Origin of the sequence: Caballeronia sp. ATUFL_F1_KS39, assembly GCF_023630985.1 — a bacterium.
GTDB classification, from domain to species: Bacteria; Pseudomonadota; Gammaproteobacteria; order Burkholderiales; family Burkholderiaceae; genus Caballeronia; species Caballeronia zhejiangensis.
The window spans coordinates 58,778-72,980 of record NZ_JALQDZ010000043.1 but is presented as its reverse complement, the minus strand read 5'-3'; the positions used below and the strand labels follow the sequence as shown (position 1 = coordinate 72,980).

The 14,203-nt window shown below is 63.4% G+C and carries 15 protein-coding genes; 11 read left to right on the top strand and 4 right to left on the bottom strand.

Features of this window, described 5'->3' with window-relative positions:
• Positions 1-272 precede the first annotated feature (272 nt).
• Positions 273-1,331: an NAD(P)-dependent alcohol dehydrogenase gene (locus tag NCR93_RS23195; protein WP_008349042.1), complete on the top strand. Its 1,059-nt coding sequence runs from the start codon at positions 273-275 to the stop codon at positions 1,329-1,331.
• Between the two features lie 9 nt (positions 1,332-1,340).
• Here NCR93_RS23195 and NCR93_RS23190 read toward each other — a convergent pair whose 3' ends face one another.
• Entirely contained in the window at positions 1,341-2,237 is an 897-nt protein-coding gene (locus NCR93_RS23190; protein WP_175982639.1) for a LysR family transcriptional regulator, read from the bottom strand.
• Between the two features lie 100 nt (positions 2,238-2,337).
• Here NCR93_RS23190 and NCR93_RS23185 point away from each other — a divergent pair, with 100 nt between their 5' ends.
• Genes NCR93_RS23185 through NCR93_RS23175 form a run of 3 tightly spaced genes read left to right on the top strand, consistent with a single transcriptional unit; the run spans position 2,338 to position 5,326 of the window.
• A complete protein-coding gene (locus NCR93_RS23185; protein WP_175982638.1) occupies positions 2,338-3,642 on the top strand; it encodes a CitMHS family transporter in 1,305 nt (434 codons plus the stop codon).
• A 12-nt stretch (positions 3,643-3,654) separates the two neighbouring features.
• A complete protein-coding gene (locus tag NCR93_RS23180; protein ID WP_175982637.1) occupies positions 3,655-5,013 on the top strand; it encodes an acyclic terpene utilization AtuA family protein in 1,359 nt (452 codons plus the stop codon).
• A complete protein-coding gene (locus NCR93_RS23175; protein ID WP_008349032.1) occupies positions 5,000-5,326 on the top strand; it encodes an AtuA-related protein in 327 nt (108 codons plus the stop codon). Before NCR93_RS23180 ends, NCR93_RS23175 begins: the two co-directional genes overlap by 14 nt.
• Here the strand turns inward: NCR93_RS23175 and NCR93_RS23170 are convergent.
• The gene (locus tag NCR93_RS23170; RefSeq protein ID WP_175982636.1) at positions 5,319-5,591 is read right to left on the bottom strand and encodes a hypothetical protein; all 273 of its coding nucleotides are present in this window, start codon (positions 5,589-5,591) and stop codon (positions 5,319-5,321) included. The two genes, NCR93_RS23175 and NCR93_RS23170, sit on opposite strands and share 8 nt — an antisense overlap.
• A gap of 156 nt (positions 5,592-5,747) precedes the next feature.
• On the opposite strand from NCR93_RS23170, the gene NCR93_RS23165 reads away from it, so the two are divergent.
• The 7 genes from NCR93_RS23165 (at position 5,748) to NCR93_RS23135 (ending at position 12,373) form a co-directional block, all read left to right on the top strand.
• Positions 5,748-6,380, top strand: a complete 633-nt coding sequence (locus NCR93_RS23165; protein ID WP_008349029.1) for a TetR/AcrR family transcriptional regulator — start codon at positions 5,748-5,750, stop codon at positions 6,378-6,380.
• 112 nt (positions 6,381-6,492) lie between these two features.
• Complete coding sequence (locus NCR93_RS23160) at positions 6,493-7,830, top strand: glycosyltransferase family protein (RefSeq protein ID WP_175982635.1); 1,338 nt, start codon at positions 6,493-6,495, stop codon at positions 7,828-7,830.
• A gap of 108 nt (positions 7,831-7,938) precedes the next feature.
• Positions 7,939-9,024 (top strand): alpha/beta fold hydrolase, encoded by a 1,086-nt coding sequence (locus NCR93_RS23155; RefSeq protein ID WP_033536494.1) that lies wholly within the window; start codon positions 7,939-7,941, stop codon positions 9,022-9,024.
• Positions 9,025-9,245: 221 nt separating this feature from the next.
• Entirely contained in the window at positions 9,246-10,232 is a 987-nt protein-coding gene (locus tag NCR93_RS23150; protein ID WP_175982634.1) for a hypothetical protein, read from the top strand.
• 221 nt (positions 10,233-10,453) lie between these two features.
• Positions 10,454-11,212, top strand: a complete 759-nt coding sequence (locus NCR93_RS23145) for a flagellar brake protein (protein ID WP_175982633.1) — start codon at positions 10,454-10,456, stop codon at positions 11,210-11,212.
• Between the two features lie 64 nt (positions 11,213-11,276).
• Entirely contained in the window at positions 11,277-11,618 is a 342-nt protein-coding gene (locus tag NCR93_RS23140; RefSeq protein ID WP_008349022.1) for a hypothetical protein, read from the top strand.
• A gap of 89 nt (positions 11,619-11,707) precedes the next feature.
• The gene (locus tag NCR93_RS23135; RefSeq protein WP_175982632.1) at positions 11,708-12,373 is read left to right on the top strand and encodes a MarC family protein; all 666 of its coding nucleotides are present in this window, start codon (positions 11,708-11,710) and stop codon (positions 12,371-12,373) included.
• A gap of 211 nt (positions 12,374-12,584) precedes the next feature.
• Here the strand turns inward: NCR93_RS23135 and NCR93_RS23130 are convergent, their stop codons facing one another.
• Together NCR93_RS23130 and nudC are read right to left on the bottom strand one after the other, a co-directional pair.
• Positions 12,585-13,172, bottom strand: coding sequence for a histidine phosphatase family protein (locus NCR93_RS23130; RefSeq protein WP_033536518.1), 588 nt, complete (start codon positions 13,170-13,172; stop codon positions 12,585-12,587).
• A gap of 100 nt (positions 13,173-13,272) precedes the next feature.
• Positions 13,273-14,190, bottom strand: a complete 918-nt coding sequence (gene nudC / locus NCR93_RS23125) for an NAD(+) diphosphatase (protein WP_175982631.1) — start codon at positions 14,188-14,190, stop codon at positions 13,273-13,275.
• Between the last annotated feature and the right edge of the window lie 13 nt (positions 14,191-14,203).

Below are 14,203 nucleotides of genomic sequence, written 5' to 3'. Positions count from 1 at the left end.
GGCGCCGATTGTCAAATTCTCCGGCGACGCGCCTGGCGCGCGGTCGTTTCGGCAGATAATCCCCGATAGGCATACAGTACTGACGTTGCGCGTCTCCGCCTAACTACCGGCGCGATCGGCAAGTCGCTCGCAACGCGTGGCGGAGCATGATGGCGAACGTTCGCTGCCGCACACAAAAACCATCCAGCACGTCTGATTCAATAGCCGCGCTTCTCCGGCAGGAGCAAGCGCCGGTCCTGTTCACAGATGCAAATCAAAGAGGGAAGCAAACCATGCTGAAAGCGTATTCCTATGCAGCATCCGCAGCCGACAAGCCGCTCGGTCCGCTCGAAATTCAACGCCGCGATGTCGGTCCGAACGATGTCCGCATCGACATTCTGTTCTGCGGCGTCTGTCATTCCGACCTGCATATGGCGCGCAACGAATGGGGCGGCACGAACTATCCGGTCGTGCCGGGCCATGAGATCGTCGGTCGCGTCGCGGCAGTCGGTTCCGACGTGTCGAAGTTCAAGGTCGGGCAACTGGCGGGCGTCGGCTGCATGGTCGATTCATGCCGCGTCTGCAATGCGTGCAAGGAAGGACTCGAACAATATTGCGAGAGCCCGGAAAGCTTTACGCAAACCTACAACTCGCCGGATAAGAAGTCGGGCGGCGTGACCTTCGGCGGCTATTCGACGAACATCGTCGTCGACGAGGCGTTCGTGCTGAGCATCCCCGAGAACCTCGAACTCGCGGCCGTTGCACCGTTGCTGTGCGCGGGCATCACCACGTACTCGCCGCTGCGCCACTGGAACGTGCAGAAGGGGCACAAGGTGGGCATCGTCGGTCTCGGCGGTCTCGGTCACATGGGCGTGAAGATCGCCGCCGCAATGGGCGCGCATGTCGTGCTCTTCACCACGTCGCCGGGCAAGATCGAGGATGCGAAGCGTCTGGGCGCGCATGAAGTCGTCGTGTCGAAAGATCCGGATCAGATGGCCGCGCACGCGAACAGCTTCGATTTCATCTTGAACACGGTCGCCGCGTCGCACGATCTCGATCAGTTCATGTCGCTGCTCAAGCGTGACGGCACCATGACGCTCGTCGGCGCGCCGGAGCATCCGCATCCGTCGCCTTCGGTGATGAACATGATCTTCAAGCGCCGCTCGCTCGCGGGCTCGCTGATCGGCGGCATCGCGGAAACGCAGGAAATGCTCGATTTCTGCGGCAAGCACGGCATCACGTCCGACATCGAGATGATTCGCATGGACGAAGTCAACAAGGCTTACGAGCGCATGTTGAAGAGCGACGTGAAGTATCGCTTCGTGATCGACATGGCGACGATGGAAAAGTAAGCCTGTGTATCAGCGGGGCGATGTCATCGCCTCGCGCATGCTTTCGACGAAGCGTTCCGTCACTGCCGGCAGCGTCCTGCCGCGCTTCTTCACGATGGCGATCGGCCGCACGAACGCCGGATGGTCGATCGGTTTCGCGACGAGCCCCGGTTCCGCGCGCACCTCGCGCGCGGTTTCCGGCAGGATCGTCACGCCGAGGCCGCCGCGCACCATCGCGACGGCGGTCATCATGTAAGTCGGCTCGCACGCTATCTCGAGCGTTTCGCGCGTCTCGCTGAGCGCGGCGTCGACGACCGCGCGCACGCTCGTGCCTGGCGCGGTGAGCACGAGCGGCGAATGCGCGAGCTCGTCGAGCGAGATGCGGCGTTTCTTCGCGAGCGCATGCGCCTTCGGACACACCGCGACGAGCCGGTCCACGCCCGCATGCAGCACTTCAAGCAACGGATCGGCCACATCGCCGCCGGTCAGCCCGATATCGGCTTCCTCGCTGCGCACGAGCGCATTCACGGTGCTCGCCACGACGTCGCGAATCTGAAATGCGACGCGCGGCACCTCGCGCTTCATGCCGATGATCAACTCAGGCAACACGCTCGCCGCGAACGTCGGCAGGCACGCGATGCGGATCGTGCCGCTTTCGCCGATGCCCATCGCGCGGGCATCGCGCAGCACGTTCTCCATGTCGCGCAACGACTTGCGCAGGAGCGGCAGCAGTTCGCGTCCGGTCGGCGTCAGCGCGACGTTGCGGCTGTTGCGGTCGAAAAGCCGCGCGCCGACGGCTTCCTCCAAGCGGCGTATCTGCACGGTCAGCGCGGGTTGCGACAAATGCAGGCGTTCAGCGGCGCGCGTGAAACTGCCCGCCTCGGCCACGGCGACGAGCGCGCGGATATCGCGAAGATTCAGATCCATTATGGTCCGTGATAGCTGCGATCAAATCATTTCAATTGTGTAATCGCCGCTCCGAACTTACTCTGGACCGCACCAAAAGACAATATTCGGAGACACGTTCATGCTGCCGATGCTCGGCCTCGCCACCATCGTCGTCCTGCTCGGGGCGATCCTTTCCAAACGGATGTCGCCGCTCGTCGCGCTCATCATCGTGCCGATCGTGGCGTCGCTGATCGGCGGCTTCGGGCTTTCGACGAGCAGGTTCGTCATCGACGGATTGAAGAGCCTCGCGCCGGTCGTCGGCATGTTCGTGTTCGCGATCCTTTACTTCGGCACGATCACGGACGCGGGCACGCTCGATCCGATCATCGATCGCATCCTGCGCGCGGTCGGCACGAAACCGACGCGCATCGTGATGGGCACGACGCTGCTCGCGCTGCTGATTCATCTGGACGGCTCGGGCGCCGTCTGCTTTCTCGTCACGATTCCCGCGATGCTGCCGCTCTACGATCGCCTGAACATGGACAAGCGCGTGCTCGCCGCGGCCGTTTCGATGGCGGCGGGCATCAACTTTCTGCCGTGGACCGGGCCGATGATCCGCGCATCGGCGTCGCTGCATCTGCCGATTTCATCGCTGTTCAATCCGCTGATTCCGGTGCAGGCCGTCGGGCTCGTGTTCGTGTTCGGCATGGCGTGGTGGCTCGGCCGCCGCGAGGAAAAGCGTCTCGGCTATTCGAGCGCGAACGGCGCGATTCCGCTTCCGAAGCGCGAACTGACGCCCGAAGAACAGTCGCTGCGCCGCCCGAAGAATTTCTGGTTCAACATCGTGCTGACGGTCGTCGTGCTCGGCACGATGGTCGCGATGGGCGAAAAGATTCCGCCCGCCATCATGTTCATGGTCGGGCTGTGCATTGCGCTGATGGTGAATTACCCGAACGTCGACATGCAGCGAAAGCGCATCGACGCGCACGCTCGCGCCGCGTTGATGATGGCCGGCATTCTGCTCGCGGCGGGCGTGTTCACCGGCATCATGCAGGGCAGCGGCATGTTGAAGGCGATGGCGCAGGCGGCGGTCGGTTTCGTGCCGCCCGCTTTTGCCGGCCACATTCCGGTCGTGCTCGGCCTGCTGTCGATGCCGCTCTCGATGCTCTTCGATCCCGATTCGTTCTATTTCGGCGTGTTGCCGGTGATCGCCGAAGTGGCGTCGCAACTCGGCGTGCCGGCGGTGCATGTCGGCCAGGCGGCGCTCCTCGGTCAGATGACGACCGGCTTTCCCGTGAGCCCGCTCACGCCCGCGACGTTTCTCGTCGTCGGCTTGTGCGGCATCGATCTCGCGGATCATCAGAAGTTCACGTTCCCGCTGCTGTTCGGCGCGTCGGTCGTCATGACGATCGCGTGCGTCGTGCTGGGCGTGTTCCCGCTGTAAAGGAAAAGCACCATGAAAGACATCATCAGAATCGGCGCGGGCGCGGGTTATTCGGGTGATCGCATCGAGCCTGCCGTCGAACTCGCGGAGCACGGCGCGCTCGACTATCTCGTGTTCGAATGCCTTGCCGAACGCACGATCGCGATCGCGCAGCAGTCGCGCCGCAACGATCCCGAACTCGGTTACGACCCGTTGCTCGAAACGCGCATGCGCGCCGTGCTGCCCGTCGCGGCGAAAAATGGCGTGCGGATCATCTCGAACATGGGCGCGGCGAATCCGCGTGCGGCGGCGAAGAAGACCGCGAGGATCGCGCGCGAGCTCGGCCTTGACGGATTGAAAATCGCAGCCGTCACCGGCGACGACGTGCTCGATGTCGTTTTGCGTTCGCGTCTGCGCTTCGAGGAATCCGGCGACGATGTGAGCGCGTACGCGGACCGCATCGTGTCGGCGAATGCGTATCTCGGCGCGGCGCCGATCGTCGCTGCGCTCGCGGCGGGCGCGGACATCGTGCTGACCGGCCGCGTGGCGGATCCGTCGCTATTCACCGCGCCGCTCATCCACGAATTCGGCTGGAAGATGGACGACTGGACGACGCTCGGACAGGCGACCGTCGTCGGCCATTTGCTCGAATGCGCGGGTCAGGTGACGGGCGGTTATTTCGCCGATCCCGGTTACAAGGACGTGAACGATCTCGCGCGTCTCGGCTTCCCGATCGGCGAAGTGAGCGCGGATGGTTCTGTCATCGTGACGAAAGTGCCGCACGCAGGCGGCTGCGTGACCGAAGCGACGTGCAAGGAACAACTGCTCTACGAGATTCACGATCCGGCGCGTTATTTTCAGCCGGACGTCGTCGCGGATTTCACGCAAGTTCGCGTCGCGCAGGAAGCGCACGACCGCGTGCGCGTGACCGGCGGACGCGGCCACGCACGCACGGATACGCTGAAGACATCGGTCGCTTATGTCGATGGCTATATCGGCGAAGGTCAGATTTCCTACGGCGGTCCGGGCGCGGTCGCACGCGCGCGGCTCGCGCTCGATATCGCGCGCGAACGGCTGTCGATCATGTGCATCGATACGAGCGAACTGCGCTTCGACCTCATCGGCGTCAATTCGCTTTACGGCGACGCGCTTGCAGCGAACGCCGAAGAGCCGTATGAAGTGCGCGTGCGCGTTGCGGGACGCACGTCGAGCGCGAAGGAGGCGGCGCGCATCGGCAACGAGATCGAAACGCTCTATACCAACGGTCCGGCGGGCGGCGGCGGCGTGACGAAGGCGACGCGGGAAGTCATCGCGGTGCAGTCCGTGCTGCTCGCGCGCGAACACGTGAAGCCCGTTTTCGAATTCGTGGAGGCAAGCGATGAAACTGCGTGAACTCGCGCATGGCCGCACCGGCGACAAAGGCAACACGTTGAACGTGTCGGTGATCTGCTTCGACGCGAAGCACTACGCGCATCTGCGCGCGCAACTGACGCCCGAGCGCGTGAAAGCGCATCTCGCCGATGTCGTGAAGGGCGATGTCGTGCGTTACGAACTGCCGCTCTTGCACGCGTTCAATTTCGTTTTGCGCGATGCGCTCGGCGGCGGCGTCACGCGTTCGCTCGCGCTCGACGCGCACGGCAAGTCGATGAGCTCGGCTTTGCTCGATATCGAAATCGATGCGGTTTCCAGCCCAACGCCTATCTGACTGACGCCGTGTCGATCTTGCGCGCGGAATCCGCGGGCAACACCGACGTCAACACGTTCGCCGGCACATGCTGCGCCTCTTCCTGCGAGACCGCGCCGACGAACTTCCAGCCCGACGGCATTTTCACGAACGTGAAGCCGGTGGGTTGATCGACGAACACCGAATACGGCGCAGGCGATGCAGCCGTTTCCGTGGCTTGCGCAAACGACACCAGCGGGCTTGCCAGCAGCAAAGCGGCTGCGAGCGCGGACAAAGTCGATTTCATTGCGACACTCCTGAGATGGTTCCGATGTTTATGTGACGATCGATACAGATATTTAAGCATCGGCGTGCGACAGCGTCCAGCTATTTTGTTACGATCGACACATAATTCAGAATTTCGATGGACGCACTAATCGCCGGCATCGAAAAGGAGCGAGACATGTCGTCGGAAATGCACGAGACGCAGCACAGGGCGCGCGGCCGGCCGCGCGCATTCGACCGCGAAGCGGCGTTGCGAAACGCGATGGAAGTGTTCTGGGCGAAAGGCTACGACACCTGTTCGATGGCCGATCTCGTCGAAGCCATGGGCATCAATTCGCCGAGCCTTTATGCCGCGTTCGGCAGCAAGGAGGATCTGTATCGGGAGGCGGTCGAGTTGTACACGGAAGCCGAAGGCGGCGCGGCGCTCAGGCAGTTGCAGGCGCACGAATCCGTGCGCGACGGCCTGCGCGCGATGTTCCGCGCGAGCGTCGAATTGTTCACCGGCAGGAAGACTCCGCGTGGCTGCATGATCTTTCTGGGCGCGATGTCCGTCGGCGGCGAGCACGCGCAATTGCGCGCCGAGATGCAGAAGCGCCGGCGCAAGGTCGCGTCGATCGTCGCGGCGCGGCTCGCGCAGGGCGTCGAAAATGGCGAGCTCGACGCGCGCACCGATGTTCAGGCGCTCGCCGCGCTGTGCATGACATTGTTCGCGGGTCTGTCGATTCAGGCGCAGGACGGCGTGCGGCGTGCGGCGCTTTTCGCGGCGGTCGATCAGTTCATCGCGACGCTGCCGCTGCGCGCGAAGCGCTGAGCGAAACGTTCGCAGCCGTCACAATCGACGACGAAACAAAGTGTCCTTGCGCTTGCCCGCGCGCCGATGACGGGACCAAAATCCCCGACACCCGGCATTTTGGAGCATCGCCATGACGACTCACGTCATCAGTTTTTTTGCCGACGACACCGCGCGCGCGTCGTTCGAAAATCATCGCCGCTATTGCGCGCGTCTTGCTTATCCGCACGAGTATGTCGATACGGCCGCGATCGGCTGGGCACATCTGCGAATGCTGTTGAAGTATCAGGTGTTGTTGCGCAAGCTGCGCGCGTGTGCCGAGGGCGATCTCGTGTTGCTGATCACGCAGGATTGCCTGCTGTTACGCGACATTCCGTGCGAGACGCTCATGCGCGGGGAAAACCGCGATTGGATCGTCTCGTATCGTGACGACGACCCCGGCGACGTCATGGCGGCGTTTCAGCTTTGGCGCAACACGGCGGCCGCGCGCGAGCAGGTTCAACGCATCTGCGAGGGCGCCAGGTTCGGCAGGGCGCTCGCGAGCGAAGCGCAGTTGCTGAGTGCGCTAGGACCTCGGCCGTTCACTGAGGCGATCGAAGGCCATCATCCCGTTGTGCTCGCGGCGCTGAACGTGTCGCCGATATGGGCGGAATGGCCCGCGTTCTCTCTTGCGCTCGCCGATATGCCCGATGCGCCGAAGAATCAGCCGGTCTTCGCCGACTTGCGCGATCTGTTCGCGGAGCACATCAACGAGTGTCAGGCGCGCGGCCTGCCGTATCTCGCCTTGCCGCAGCCGGAAGCCGATGAAACACGCTACGAAGCGTCGAACCGAAGCGCGTCCATCGCGCTCGCGATGCTTCATACGCCGAATATCCGCGAATACGGCGCGATAGCCGAGCGCAACGTGCGCCGCTATTGCGAGCGTCACGGCTACGCGCTGCATCTCTATCGCGACGTGCCGGCCGAAGCGGGCGCGGGCGCGAGCGGCAACTGGATCAAGCCCTGGGTGTTGCTGCGCCATTTGCCGGAACACGAATGGGTCTTCTGGATCGATGCCGACGTGCTCGTCGCCGATCAGAGCCGGCGGCTCGAACCGCTATGCGAGAAGCGGGATCGCGTGCTCGCGACGGACGTAAGCTGGCAGTTCAACTCGGGCATCATGGGTTTTCGCAACACGCCGCAAAATCTCGACGTGCTGACGGAAATCGAGCAGAGCATCGGCGCGATCGCGGATAAATCGTCGACCTATGCGAGCGGCGGCGACCAGGACGTGTTCATCAAGGTGCTCGCACGGCATGGCCTTGCCGACTCGCGCCATTTGCTCGATTGCGCGACCATCAACACGCCGTATCAGCTTCAGTCGCGCGACAGCTTCATGGTGCATTACATGCATATGTGGCCGTCGCTGCGCGCGCTCATCATGCATCACGGCGACCTGACGAGCCAGATGCGCGGCGCGCGCCGTCCCTGACTGTCTATTCCTTGACTTTCCAAAGCTTTACGCGCAAGCATGAGCAATCGCGCGAGCCGCCGCGCGTGCATCGATTTTTTAGGTAGTCCCTACTTACACATCGTTCCGATGATGCCGCGCCCGTCCACGCCTCGGCAGCATATCCGCCTTTGCACGGCGAGCGACGGCGTGCGCATCGCGTACGCGACGTGCGGCTCTGGCCCGCCGCTCATCAAGGCGGCGAACTGGCTCAGTCATCTGGAGCTCGATTTCACGAGCCCGGTCTGGAACCATCTGATGCTCGAACTGTGCGGCCGTCACACGCTGATTCGCTACGATCAGCGCGGCTGCGGTCTCTCCGATCGCGACGTCGGCGAAATTTCCTTCGACGCCTGGCTGCGCGATCTCGAAACCGTCGCCGATGCGAGCGGCCTCGAACGCTTTCCGCTGCTGGGAATTTCGCAGGGCGCGTCGATTGCCATCGCGTATGCGGTCGCGCATCCGGAGCGGGTCACGCATCTCGTGCTGCATGGCGGCTACGCGCGCGGCCGTTTGAAACGCTCGTGCGATCCGGCGTTGCACGAGGAAGCCGAAATGCTCGTGAAGCTCGCCGAACTCGGTTGGGGCAAGCAGAATCCGGCGTTTCGCCAGTTCTTCACGACGCAGTTCATTCCCGGCGGCACGCCGGAGCAGCATCACTGGTTCAACGAACTCGAACGTCTGACGACCACGCCGCGCAACGCCGCGCGCATCATGCGCGTGTTCAACGAGATCGACGTGGTGGCGCTGCTGCCGCGCGTGCAATGTCCGACGCTCGTGCTGCACGCGAGCGGCGATGCGCGCGTGCCGTTCGACGAAAGCCGCCTGCTCGCCGGGCAGATTGCCGGCGCGCGCTTCGTGCCGCTCGATAGCGAAAATCACATCACGCTCGAATCCGAGCCTGCGTGGCAACGCTGGCGCGAGGAAGTGCGGGGGTTTCTGCCGTCATCGAACGTGAGCGATCCGGCGTTCTCCGCGCTGACGCCGCGTGAGCGCGATATCGTCGAATTGCTCGCGGGCGGGCGCGACAACGCGCAGATCGCCGCGCGACTCGCGTTGAGCGAGAAGACCGTGCGCAATCACATCACCAGCATTTTCGCGAAGCTCGAAGTCGAAAACCGCGCGCAGGCCATCGTGCTCGCGCGCCGCGCGGGCTTCGACGCGCCCGCCGCCTGAGCGCTTCGGGACCTGCGTCCCCCTTCATTGCCGCCAAATGCCGTGTCCCGGTGCGCAGCCGGGACATGCGCCTCATGTGCGAGAGCGGGCCGTTGCAGAGAATGATTCGCAGAACGGTGACGCGGCGCACGACCCTACGCAGACCTGTTCGACGCAGCGCGCGGATTGCAGGGCGCGCATTCATCAGAGTCATCGACGCAGAGTCGTTCCGGAGTTCGCACATGGAAGCCGTTCAGCACGAGTCTCAATCCAGGAAAATCACCCCGCAGCAACGTTATGCGAAGTGCATCGAAGTGTCCCGCCGCATCCGCTGGGATATCGATCGCGACGTATTGCGCGGCCGTCATTTCGATCCCGCGCACAAGTTCATGCCCGACGGACTATCCGAAGTGCATCGTCTGCCGTTCCTCGACGCGCGCGAACGCCGTCTGATGTCGCAGGTTCAGGGCCGCACGTACGCCAACATGTTCGGCATGATCGAGCGTTTCGTCGGCGCGAAGATGCTGGAGGTCGGCCGCGATCATGCGCTCGGCGATCAGACCGCGCTCGAAGCGATCGTGCGGTTCACCGACGAAGAGCTGAAGCATCAGGAATTGTTTCGCCGCGTGGAGGCGCTCGCCGCGCAAACGCTGCCGCCGGGCTATCGCTTCATCGCGCAGGCCGACGAGGTTGCCGCGTTCGTGCTCGGCAAATCGACGTGGTCGATTCTCGCGCTGACGTGTTGCGTCGAAATCGTCACGCAGGTGCATTACCGGCAGAGCATGGAAAGCGACGCGAGCTTGTCGCCGCTATTCAAGGACATCTTCCTGTTCCACTGGAAGGAGGAGTCGCAGCACGCGATCATCGACGAACTCGAGTGGATGCGCGAAGACGCGCGGCTCGACGACGACGCGCGCGATGCCGCGATCGGCGATCTGATCGAGCTAGTCGCGGCCATCGACGGGATGATGCAGGCGCAAGCCGCCGCCGACGCGCATTACTTCGTATCGCAACTCGACCGCGCGCTTTCCGCCGACGAAGAGGCGCGCGTGCATGCGGGACTGGTCGATGCGTATCGGTGGCAGTACATCATCTCGGGCGTGGACGAACCGCGCTTCGGCGAAATCCTGATGAGCCTCATCAGCGAGGCGCAGGGCGAACGCATGGGCGCTGCGCTCGCGCCTATCCGACGCCGCGCGCTCGCAAGCGAACTCGATACGCTCGCGTGACGCGTGTCGCATGAAGCGCGAGAAGGCCGGGTGTTCGCGCCCGGCCTTCTCATTTTTAGAAAGTTATCCGTAAGACAAATGTTTTGCTGCTCTGCAAAACGCTGAATTGCCGTGAAAATCTAGTCGTTACCGATGTACTGAAGCCGTTTTTTTCGGGCAACATAAGGCAAAGCAGGTAGTCGTCGCTCGCTGTCCCAAACTGATAACTAGATTGGACCATCATGCTCGCCGAACCGTTGCCGCAAACGACAGACATCGAAAAATTCGCGGAAGATCATGAGCGCTTCGCGCGACACACGCCATCCGAAATATCGATCGTTCTGCGAACGCTCGTGCAGCGGGGCGACATGCTCACCGTGACGAGCGGGCGCGGACAGATCGTTACGCAACTGCTGAAAACCGACGCGCGCGAAGCGTGCATCGTGTTCGACTGGGGCGGCGTCGAGGCGGACAATCGTGCGCTGCTCGAAGCGCGGCAGTTGTATTTCAAGGGTGCGCCGGACGGCGTGCGCGTCGAATTCACGACGCTCGCCGCGCGCGCCGTGACCCACGAAGGACGTCAGGCGTTCGAAGTGCCGTTCCCCGAGAAGCTCTATCAGTTCCAGCGTCGCGAATACTTCCGCGTGCCGACGCCGGTTCTCGAACCCTTCTACGCGAAAGGCGCATTCGCCGACGGCGAAGCGTTCCGCCATGAAGTGCACGACCTGTCGCTCGGTGGCATCGCGCTGCGCATGGACACGCCGCGTCTCGCGGAAACGGAGCGCGGCACCGTGTTCCGCGATGTCGTGCTTCATCTCGGTCCGGGCGCGGCCTTGCCCGTCGATCTCGAACTCGTGTCGCCGCGCTCCGTGACGACGCCGCGCGGCGATGTGCGTTACGTCGTCGGCTTTCGCTTCGTGCGGCTTTCGGCCGCCGCGGAGAACGTGCTGCAGCGGCTCATCACGCGCATGGAAGCGAAACGCCGCAGCCTGTCGGCCTGAAGGCGCGGAAAGGGCGCGCAACGCGTGGAGTAAAATGCGTGCCTCTTTCCACTCACGACGACGCATGTTGCGCAAGGCCTGGCGCGGAGAAGAACGCTTCTGGAAAGTCTGGTGGCTGTTGGGCGTGCCGATCCACCTCGCGTGGTGGTTCGTCTATCTCGACCTCTGGACGAGCGGCGTCACTCCCGAAACATTTCTGCTGATCACCGTCTGGTTCTGGCCCGGCATGCTCGGCGTATTCGCCGTGTGCTCGGCGCTGTATCTGCTGTGGTGCACGCTCGCGTGGCGCTGCGCGGGCAATGTCGATCGGCGCGTATGGACGATCGTCGCGCGCGTGCTGATCGGCGTCGGGATCGGCTCGTTTCTCACCGAATGCACGCTGATTCTCACCGCACCGTTCGTCTGATCGGACCGTCATTGCGCGCACGCGCGCCGGCTTAGCGTGCACAATGTCCGGGCTTGCAGCACGCCAACGAACGACGGACAACGACGCGCATGCTCAACGAATTCGCCAAGACGGTCCTTGTGATCGTCGCCGGATTGTTCCCGATCATCAATCCTCCCGCGACGGCGCTCGTCGTGCTGAGCATGCTGCCGCATATCGGCGACGCCGATCGCGCCGAGCTCGCGCGGCGCATCTGCATCAACAGTTTCGTGATCTTGCTGGCGTCGCTTTTGATCGGCGCTTATGTGCTGACGTTTTTCGAGATCTCGATTCCGGTGTTGCGCGTGGCGGGCGGTTTCGTCGTCGCGATGGCGGGCTGGAGCCTGCTTCAGACGCCCGATGACGACGACGGCGCCGAACCCGCGCCCACGCCGCGCGGCGGCGCGTCGCTGCGTGCGAAGGCGTTCTATCCGCTGACGCTGCCGATCACCGTCGGGCCGGGTGCGATAGCGGTCGCCATCGCGCTCGGCACGGGCTCGCCGCGTCATGGGCTGCAGCCGGTGCATCTCGCCGGCGTGGGCGTCGGGCTTGTCGTTCTGTGCGCGAGCATCTATGTGTGCGTGCGATTCGCGGGGCATTTGGAGCGCCTGCTTGGCGCCGTCGGAACGCAGATTGCCATGCGCCTTTTCGCGTTCATCATCTTTTGTATCGGCGTGCAAATTCTCTGGCTCGGTTTGTCGGAACTGATCGCATCGGTTCAGCTCAACGTCAAGTAGAGCGCGAGACGGGGTTTTGATGGCGGATCGCAGGAACTTCGCAGGCACCGTTGGTATCGGCTTTTTGCTGATGATGGTTTTTATGGTTCTTCGCCGGATCCCGTGTTGGTGTCGGTCTATTGGCGTTGCCCCTGTCCTAATGCACCGACACGAAAACGGGATCCGGCGAAAGAAAAGGCCGACACGATCACGGGACCTATCGCAAAAAACATCAAAAAGGCAAGAGATTCCACTTAACAATAGCGCGGACGTCGCGCTCAAACCCGAGCACACTCATCGCGGCGGTATCCATCGCGAGATGCGCCCCAAGAGCCGGCGATCCCGTCGCCCACTGCGCCCCGAACACGCGCGAAAAATGCGCGTGCGAAAAAAGTGCGATGTTCATCGCATTCGTCGCGAGCAGCTTGTCGATGAGCGCCTGCGCGCGCCTGCCGACATCCGCGAGATTTTCGCCCTCCGGAATCGGCGATGACCACACCGACCAGTCCGGCGCCTCTTCACGGATTTCCGGCGTGGTGCGGCCTTCGTAGATGCCGTAATTCCACTCGTGAAGCTCGGACTCCACCGTCGCGCGATCGCCCAGACCCGCGAGCCGGCAGGTTTCGATCGCGCGGCCCATCGGGCTCGTCAAAACTAAGTCGAAAGACTGCGACGCGAGCACCGGCGCGAGCGCCCGCGCCTGTCTGCGTCCCTCGTCGGTGAGCGGAATGTCGGTCGTGCCGGTGTGCTGGCCCGACTTGCTCCACTCGGTCTCACCATGCCGGATCAGCCAGATATGCATGCCGCCTTTCATGTTCATGTCGTTCACCCGATGTCTGATGAATGCTCTCGCCGCGCCCCGCGCAACACAGGTTCGGATTCTGCACCGATCGCCGAAGCCGCGCCGCGAAGCTGCCCACTCAGTCCACCTCGCGCGTCGCGAACGCCTTCAGCAGATGATGCGCGATCGCGAAGGGCTTCGGCGCGGAAAGTCCCTGTTCGTGCGTGCCGTCGAGCATCGCGCGGATCTCCTCGCGCGTGAACCAGCGCGCATCTTCGAGCTCGTTCCTGTCGATGGTGATATCGGTCGTGACGGCGCGCGCGAAGCATCCGATCATCAACGATGAAGGAAACGGCCACGGCTGCGACGCGAAATAGCGCACGTCCGTGCAGCGGATGCCCGCTTCCTCCAGCACTTCGCGATACACCGCGTGCTCGAAAGTCTCGCCCGGCTCGACGAAGCCCGCAAGCGACGAATACATCCCCGGCAGAAATTGCGGCTGACGGCCGAGCAGGCAGCGTTCGCCATCCGTGACGAGCATGATGACCACGGGGTCGACACGCGGAAAATGCTGCGCCTTGCAGTTCGGACAGATGCGCCGCCAGCCCGCGCCCGCCGAATCGGTCGGATGGCCGCAGTTCGCGCAGAAGCGATGCCGGCGATGCCAGTCGAGCATCGATCGCGCTTCGCCGAGCGCGCTGACGAGCGGCGGCGACACGAGACCCTGCATCGCGATGGGGCGCAGTTCGACCGCTTCGACATCGGCGAGGCTCGGCGTTTCTGCATCGAAGGAATGGGCGAACAGCGCGCGGCGGTCGGCGTCGCGGCCGAGAAGAACCGTCTGCGCGGGCGCGCCGAGCGCCGCGATTTCCTGCGCGACGAAAAGCGGATCGTGACCGTTCGCGCGCTTGAACAGCGGCACGTTGTTCACGAACAGCAGAAAGCGCGTGGCGGGATCGTCGCGCAGGCCGGCGACGTAGGTTTCATCGTCGCGCTTCTCCGATACGCGATCGAGCGGATCGAGTGTAAAACCGATGGCATGAGGCGGCGTGGGCATAGTATTTTTCGTG

Coding starts and splice junctions, on each gene's coding strand:
- NCR93_RS23195 (WP_008349042.1), top strand. CDS start 273: ATGCTGAAAGCGTATTCCTATGCAGCATCCGCAGCCGACAAGCCGCTC.
- NCR93_RS23190 (WP_175982639.1), bottom strand. CDS start 2,237: ATGGATCTGAATCTTCGCGATATCCGCGCGCTCGTCGCCGTGGCCGAG.
- NCR93_RS23185 (WP_175982638.1), top strand. CDS start 2,338: ATGCTGCCGATGCTCGGCCTCGCCACCATCGTCGTCCTGCTCGGGGCG.
- NCR93_RS23180 (WP_175982637.1), top strand. CDS start 3,655: ATGAAAGACATCATCAGAATCGGCGCGGGCGCGGGTTATTCGGGTGAT.
- NCR93_RS23175 (WP_008349032.1), top strand. CDS start 5,000: ATGAAACTGCGTGAACTCGCGCATGGCCGCACCGGCGACAAAGGCAAC.
- NCR93_RS23170 (WP_175982636.1), bottom strand. CDS start 5,591: ATGAAATCGACTTTGTCCGCGCTCGCAGCCGCTTTGCTGCTGGCAAGC.
- NCR93_RS23165 (WP_008349029.1), top strand. CDS start 5,748: ATGTCGTCGGAAATGCACGAGACGCAGCACAGGGCGCGCGGCCGGCCG.
- NCR93_RS23160 (WP_175982635.1), top strand. CDS start 6,493: ATGACGACTCACGTCATCAGTTTTTTTGCCGACGACACCGCGCGCGCG.
- NCR93_RS23155 (WP_033536494.1), top strand. CDS start 7,939: ATGATGCCGCGCCCGTCCACGCCTCGGCAGCATATCCGCCTTTGCACG.
- NCR93_RS23150 (WP_175982634.1), top strand. CDS start 9,246: ATGGAAGCCGTTCAGCACGAGTCTCAATCCAGGAAAATCACCCCGCAG.
- NCR93_RS23145 (WP_175982633.1), top strand. CDS start 10,454: ATGCTCGCCGAACCGTTGCCGCAAACGACAGACATCGAAAAATTCGCG.
- NCR93_RS23140 (WP_008349022.1), top strand. CDS start 11,277: ATGTTGCGCAAGGCCTGGCGCGGAGAAGAACGCTTCTGGAAAGTCTGG.
- NCR93_RS23135 (WP_175982632.1), top strand. CDS start 11,708: ATGCTCAACGAATTCGCCAAGACGGTCCTTGTGATCGTCGCCGGATTG.
- NCR93_RS23130 (WP_033536518.1), bottom strand. CDS start 13,172: ATGAACATGAAAGGCGGCATGCATATCTGGCTGATCCGGCATGGTGAG.
- nudC (WP_175982631.1), bottom strand. CDS start 14,190: ATGCCCACGCCGCCTCATGCCATCGGTTTTACACTCGATCCGCTCGAT.